We start from the raw sequence: 6,550 nt of genomic DNA on the forward strand, positions 1-6,550 counted from the left end.
CACCCGCGCAGGCGGGTGATCCAGTAGACTCGATAGCTACGGTGTTTACTGGATCGCCCGGTCGCGCCGGGCGACGACAAGCAGGGCGTATCACACAACAAAAAAGCCCGACCTTTCGGTCGGGCTTTTGAACTTGTTCGGAGCGCCGCTGCTTATGCAGCTTCGTCCTCGGCGACATCCTCGTCACCATCATCGGCTTCATCCGCACCGGCTTCGGCACCATCTTCAGCCTTGGCGCCGCGGCGCGGGCTCTTGGCGAGCTGGCCTTCGATCTCCTTGATCGCCTCGGTCTCGGTGACATGCTGAACGACAGCGATTTCGCGCGACAGACGATCGAGCGCCGCTTCATAGAGCTGGCGTTCGCTGTAGGACTGCTCGGGCTGCGAGTCCGAACGGAACAGATCGCGGACCACTTCGGCAATCGCGACGATGTCGCCCGAATTGATCTTCGCTTCATATTCCTGCGCGCGGCGCGACCACATGGTGCGCTTGATGCGGGCACGGCCCTTCAGCGTTTCCAGCGCCTTCTTGACCAGCGCCGGCTCCGACAGCTTGCGCATGCCGACATTGATGACCTTCGCGGTGGGAACGCGCAGCGTCATCTTGTCCTTGAGGAAGTTGATGACGAACAGTTCGAGCTTGGCGCCCGCAATTTCCTGCTCCTCGATGGCGAGGATCTGGCCGACGCCATGAGCGGGATAGACCACATATTCATTGGTCTTGAAGCCCTGACGCTGGGTCGCAACCTTCTTCGGCTCCTCGGCACGCGCAGCCGGCGCCGCCGGCTTCGGAGCGACGGGCTTCTCAGCCGCAGCAGCCTTGGCCTGCTCCTTTGCAGCAGCAGCCTTCATCGCCGACGCCGTGGTGTTCGGCGCAAACGACTTCTCGGTGCGCGGCTTCTCAGCCACCGGCTTCGCAGCAGCAGCCTTGGTCGCAGCGGACTTCACGGTCGAGGACTTGGCGGCAGTCTTGGGAGCAGCCTTCTCGGCGGCAGGCTTGGCAGTCTTGTTCGGCATTTCACTTCTTTTGTTCTGGGCGGACTCGGGCGCGCCGACCTTGGCAACAGGGGCCTTAGGCGGTGAAGCCTTCACACCAGAGGTCTTGGCTGGCGCCGTCTTCGCACCAGTGGTCTTGGCTGCCGGAGCCTTGGCCGCGGGGGCCTTGGCGGGAGCCTTAACTGGAGCTTTGGCAGCAGACACCTTGGCCGGAGCGGCCTTGGTGGTCGGAGCCTTGACTGGCGAAACCTTGGCCGCGGTGCGGGTCGTCGTCCGTGTGTCCTTGACAGGGGGCCGTGCTGGGCCTTTGCTCACGCTGCGTTTGCCCGCAATTGGACTCGCGGCAGCCGTCTTCTTCGAAGGCTTAGAAATACTCTTTTTACGCGTTTTCTGTGACACGGCCTGTGCGCGGAAACTGCCACGCCCCTGTTTGATTTTTGTTAAACGGGAACCCGGCAGGGCCAAAACGAGCGGCACCACGCGGTCCAGCTTCTTGAATGTGCCTATAATAGCACATTTCCCGCAAAAATCAATGATTTATGCCCCCTCGTGACCGCCTGGCGGCCGCGAACTGGTCATAATCAAGGTCAGGGTAAATTTCAGGTCGTCAGAGGTATCCAGGTGGCTCAAAGCCTTAAGGATAGCCCTTAGTCACCCTTCCCCGGCGCAGCCGAGAAGAACTTCTCGTACTTGCCTTCCTGGCCGTCGAATTCTTCGGCCTCAGGCAGCTGATCGATCTTCTGGGTGATGTTCGGCCACTTCTTGGCATGCTCGAGATTGATCTGCAGCCACTTCTCGATATTGCCTTCGGTGTCCGGCTTGATCGCGTCGGCCGGGCACTCAGGCTCGCACACGCCGCAGTCGATGCATTCATCCGGATGGATGACCAGCATGTTCTCGCCCTCGTAGAAGCAATCCACGGGGCACACCTCGACGCAGTCGGTGTACTTGCACTTGATGCAATTGTCGGTGACGACGTAAGTCATCCAAAGCTCCGGAAACGATCGATATTTTGACGGTTGCGTAGCGCACCCACCCCCACGCCGCAAGACATGCAGCCGGATTGGATCAGTGCGTTTCCATCATAGAGAAGGATTTTGCCACGAACCGACTTTGGTCGGGCTGTTCCACCTGAGATAATTACTCCGGCGGATGTTGCAAATCCGTATAGAGCACGCGGGCCGCGGTTGCATCCCCCCGTCGCTCGGAAAATGCCTCGACCTTCATGACCCGGACAGCCTGATCGAGCGTGACGGTAATCACGTCGCCGATCTTGATGCCATGGCCGGGCGACTTCTGACGCTCGCCATTGACCCGCACCTTGCCGCCCTCGACCAGCGCAGCAGCGCTGGTGCGGGCTTTGACCACCCGCACATGCCACAGCCATTTGTCGAGGCGTTGTCGTTCCAACGGGCACCTTAGCTGCGGCAAATCCTGCGGGAGCGTCCAATCTCATGGTTCGAGACGGCGCTTCGCGCCTCCTCACCATGAGGGTCTGAGATGGACACTGCCACCCGCTTCCACTCTCCCCCTCATCCTGAGGAGCACGCCGCAGGCGTGCGTCTCGAAGGATGGCGACGGAACTCGGAAGAAACCTTATTCCTTGCTGCCCAGCTGCTCCTTGAGCGCTGCGAGCTTCGCGAATGGCGAATTCGGATCGATGGCACCGCCTCGCTCGCGCGGTGCGGCACTCGTTGCGAATGGACGCGTGGCGCCGCCACCGCTGCGATCGCGGTCACGACCACCTTCGCGGCCCTTGTCGCCGAACTTGCCCTTGCCGCCGCCGAAACGCTGGTCGCGCGGCGGACGACTGCCGCCCTTGTCGTTGCGATCGCCGCGGGCTTCGCGATTCGGGGCGCCACCGGCCGGCGCATCGCTGCGCGGACGGCGGAAATCCTTGTTGCCACCACGATCGCCATCGCGGTCGCGACGACCGCCATTGTTGCGATCGGGACGATTGCCGCGGTTGCCGTCGGCGACCGCGCCTTCGGCCTGCCCGGCCGGAGCCGCAGCCTGGCCGGCATTGTTGTCGCGGCGGTGCTGATTGCGATTGCGGTCATGGCGCGGCGGACGGCGTTCATCCGAACGGCCACCGGGACGCCAGACTTCGACCATTTCGGGCTCGGCAGGTGCAGCGGCTTCCGTCGCGGGCGCTTCTGCATCAACCGTCGCAGTCTCGGTGGGGGCCGACTCCGACGTCGCGGCTTCAACCTGCGCAGCTTCTTCAGTCGCCGCTTCCGCGGGCGCTTCAACGACAGGCTCGCTTGCCACCGGCGACACATCCGGCAGCAGCGAGGCTGACGACGGTGCGGGCGCGTCCTCAGTCACCGGAGTTTCGGTGACTTCAGTCTGAGCAACGGGCTCAGCAGCAACGGCTTCAGTTGCCGCCGCTTCCGGAGCAACATCACCCTGCGCAGCATCGGCCACGGGCGCAGCCGTCGGCGCTTCGACGGCTGCATAAGCCGTCGCAGCTTCGATCGGCGTCGTCGCAGCCAGCGGCTTCGGCGGTGCTGGCGGCAATGCCGGCTTCTTCTCCATGCGATAACCGAGCGCACGCAGGATCGAGGCAAAGTCTTCACCGGCCGAACCGGTCAGCGAGGTCATCGCCTGGGTCACGGTGAAGCTGCGGCCGTCATAGGCGCCCGCCGGCTTGTCGCCCGGCGAATTCTCGCGCCACGACAGAGCAGGACGGATCAGATCGGCCAGACGTTCGAGAATATCGACGCGCACGGCGCGCTCGCCGGCATGGCGATAGCCGAGCACGCGATAGGCATCGCGGCCGAGCTCCTTATCGACCGGGAACGAGGTGCGGCCGGAGCCTGCGAGATGCTGCGCGCTGGACAGCGCGGACATATCGACATTGTCCTGCTTGAGCGCCCACAGCAGCGCCGCCAGCGAACGCGCGGCCGGCTTCAGCAGGTTCGGGAAATAGATGTGATAGGCGCCGAAGCGCACGCCATATTTGCGTAGCACGGCACGCGACGGCTGATCGAGATCCTTCATCTCGGTCGCGATCTTCTGCCGCTCCAGCACACCCAGCGCTTCGTTGAGCTGGAAGGCGATGCCGCGGGCAATTCCGGTGACGTCCTCGGCCTTTGCGAGCTCGAACAGCGGCGCGAGCAGCTTTTCGATATGCGTCTTCAAATACAGATCGAGACGGGCCTGCACGGCATCGCGCGGCGCGCCCGTGAGGCGCTCGTCGGCGATGATGCGGAGGCGCGGATGCAGCACGTCATCGGCTGCGACCAGCTTGGCCACCGCGTCGCCGGTCCAGCGCAGCGTGCCGTCGGATGTGAGCACGAGCTGATCGTCCGGCGCATTGGAGAGTTTCTCCGCGCGCGCGTCGATCTCGCCGGCCAGCGCCTTCGATGCCGCGGCCTGCAAGGCCTTCGCATCGGAGCCGGCTTCGGCCGCATCGGGCAAGAATGTAAAACCATCGAGCCGGCCAATGGTGTGGCCCTCGACAACAACTTCGCCCGTCTTACCAATTTCAGTATTCAGCATCGTGTTTTCCCGCAAGCGGCGCATCAATACACTGGTACGACGATCAACGAAACGCTCTGTAAGCCTCTCATGAAGGGCATCTGACAGTTTATTTTCCAATTCACGGGAGATTCCCTGCCAATGTTCGGCATCTGCGAGCCAATCAGGACGATTTGCCACAAAGGTCCAGGTACGAATCTGCGCGATCCGGCCCGATAACGTGTCGATATCGCCGTCGGTCCGATCCGCCTGCGCGATCTGGGCGCCGAACCAGGCATCCGGAATGCGGCCGCGCTTCATCAGAAAGTTGAAGATCGTCACCACCAGCTCCGCATGCGCGGCGGGCGCGACACGGCGATAATCCGGAATCTGGCAGGCGTCCCACAATTTCTCGACCGCGTCCTTGCCCTGCGCCATCTCGCGCACGTCGGGATCGCGGGCGGCGTGGTCGAGCACGCGCAGGTCTTCCGCAATTGGCGCACGTGTCAGTGATTCATGGCGCGGTGTTTCGGCGAGCGAGACCTGCAAGGCTGCGATTGACGTGAAATCCAGCCTGGAATTGCGCCATTGCAGCACTTTCACGGGTTCAAAGATGTGGTTCTGCAGCTGGTTGACGAGCTCGGGCTCGAACGGCTCGCAGCGGCCCGTGGTGCCGAAGGTGCCATTGCGCGTCGCGCGGCCGGCGCGGCCGGCGATTTGCGAGAATTCCGACGGTGTCAGGCGGCGGAACTGGTAGCCGTCATATTTGCGGTCGGAGGCAAACGCGACGTGATCGACGTCGAGATTGAGCCCCATGCCGACGGCGTCGGTGGCGACGAGATAGTCCACATCGCCGGTCTGAAACATCTCCACCTGCGCATTTCGCGTGCGCGGAGAAAGACTTCCGAGGACCACGGCGGCGCCGCCGTGCTGGCGCTTGATGAGTTCGGCGATGGCGTAAACTTCGTCGGCGGAAAACGCGACAATGGCGGTGCGGCGGGGCTGGCGGGTGATCTTGCGGTCGCCGGCGAATTCCAGCGTGGACAGCCGCGGGCGGGTTACCACGTTGATTCCAGGAAGTAATTTCTCGACGATCGGCCGCATCGTGGCGGCGCCGAGCAGCAATGTTTCATCGCGGCCACGGCGATTCAGGATGCGGTCGGTGAACACATGGCCGCGTTCGAGGTCGGCGGCGATCTGGATTTCGTCCACCGCCAGGAACGAGACATCAAGATCTCGTGGCATGGCCTCGACGGTGGACACCCAATAGCGTGGTTTTGACGGCTTTATCTTCTCTTCGCCGGTGACGAGGGCTACCGCCTCCGGGCCAACGCGGGCGAGGATCTTGTTATAGACCTCGCGGGCCAGGAGGCGGAGCGGAAGGCCAATGATTCCAGAGGAATGCGCGAGCATCCGCTCGATGGCGAGATGGGTCTTGCCGGTATTGGTGGGGCCGAGGACGGCGGTGACGCCGGCGCCGGGCGCGCGGCCATTGCCGGGCGGGGAGGAAAAGGCCATGATTTTCAAGTATTTCCGCGTGGCCTTCTGTCAAGGCAAGGGGCTGAAACAGCAGCGATCGGAACGACTCCGGAACGAAACCGGCCCGAATCGGTGACTCGACACCTTCACCCGCGCCTCAGCCCCAAGATGTCGCGGCGCGTGTCGAATGTCCTCACTAGATCAAGTTTGTGACGGGGCAACAAGGCCTGTGAATCCTTGTGGACAAAGCTAAGTCCGACGGACTCCGATCGGCAAAAGAGTCAACAGGCGCGGTGCCGCCGTGATGCCGCAAGGCGGCCGCTGGTTTGCCTCTGCCGCCGCTGGTTTGCCGCAAGACCCGGGCGTCTGCCGCGCGGGTTCGCGCGCATGTCTTGTGGCAACACGGAGGCAGCGCCGTAGGATGGGTTGAGCGGAGCGAAAACCCATCATTCAAACCTCGCGGCTGGCTCCGCCGATGGGTTGTCGCGTCGGCCTGCGGCCGCCGCTCAACCCATCCTACGACCATTCCTCAATTCGTCTTCGCCGCCGCCTTGGCCGGCGCGGCGGTGGTCACGAACTCCGTCGCCTCCAGCATGGCCTGGCCGAGCGGGGTC

4 protein-coding genes are annotated in these 6,550 nt (G+C 63.3%); all 4 read right to left on the reverse strand.

The window, feature by feature from the left end:
• Positions 1–152: 152 nt before the first annotated feature.
• The 4 genes from ACIQ2A_RS18275 to ACIQ2A_RS18290 all read right to left on the reverse strand — a co-directional run bounded on the left by ACIQ2A_RS18275 (position 153) and on the right by ACIQ2A_RS18290 (position 5,975).
• Positions 153–1,199, reverse strand: coding sequence for a CarD family transcriptional regulator (locus tag ACIQ2A_RS18275; protein ID WP_398481837.1), 1,047 nt, complete (start codon positions 1,197–1,199; stop codon positions 153–155).
• Positions 1,200–1,642: 443 nt separating this feature from the next.
• On the reverse strand, positions 1,643–1,981 hold the full coding sequence (gene fdxA, locus ACIQ2A_RS18280; protein WP_211910503.1) for a ferredoxin FdxA: 339 nt from the start codon (positions 1,979–1,981) through the stop codon (positions 1,643–1,645).
• A 154-nt stretch (positions 1,982–2,135) separates the two neighbouring features.
• Entirely contained in the window at positions 2,136–2,405 is a 270-nt protein-coding gene (locus tag ACIQ2A_RS18285) for an RNA-binding S4 domain-containing protein (RefSeq protein WP_398481830.1), read from the reverse strand.
• Between the two features lie 186 nt (positions 2,406–2,591).
• Positions 2,592–5,975: a helicase-related protein gene (locus tag ACIQ2A_RS18290; protein WP_398481833.1), complete on the reverse strand. Its 3,384-nt coding sequence runs from the start codon at positions 5,973–5,975 to the stop codon at positions 2,592–2,594.
• Positions 5,976–6,550 lie beyond the last annotated feature (575 nt).

It is taken from the genome of Tardiphaga sp., from assembly GCF_044336785.1.
Lineage (GTDB): Bacteria > Pseudomonadota > Alphaproteobacteria > Rhizobiales > Xanthobacteraceae > Tardiphaga.

Coding starts and splice junctions, on each gene's coding strand:
- ACIQ2A_RS18290 (WP_398481833.1), bottom strand. CDS start 5,975: ATGGCCTTTTCCTCCCCGCCCGGCAATGGCCGCGCGCCCGGCGCCGGC.
- fdxA (WP_211910503.1), bottom strand. CDS start 1,981: ATGACTTACGTCGTCACCGACAATTGCATCAAGTGCAAGTACACCGAC.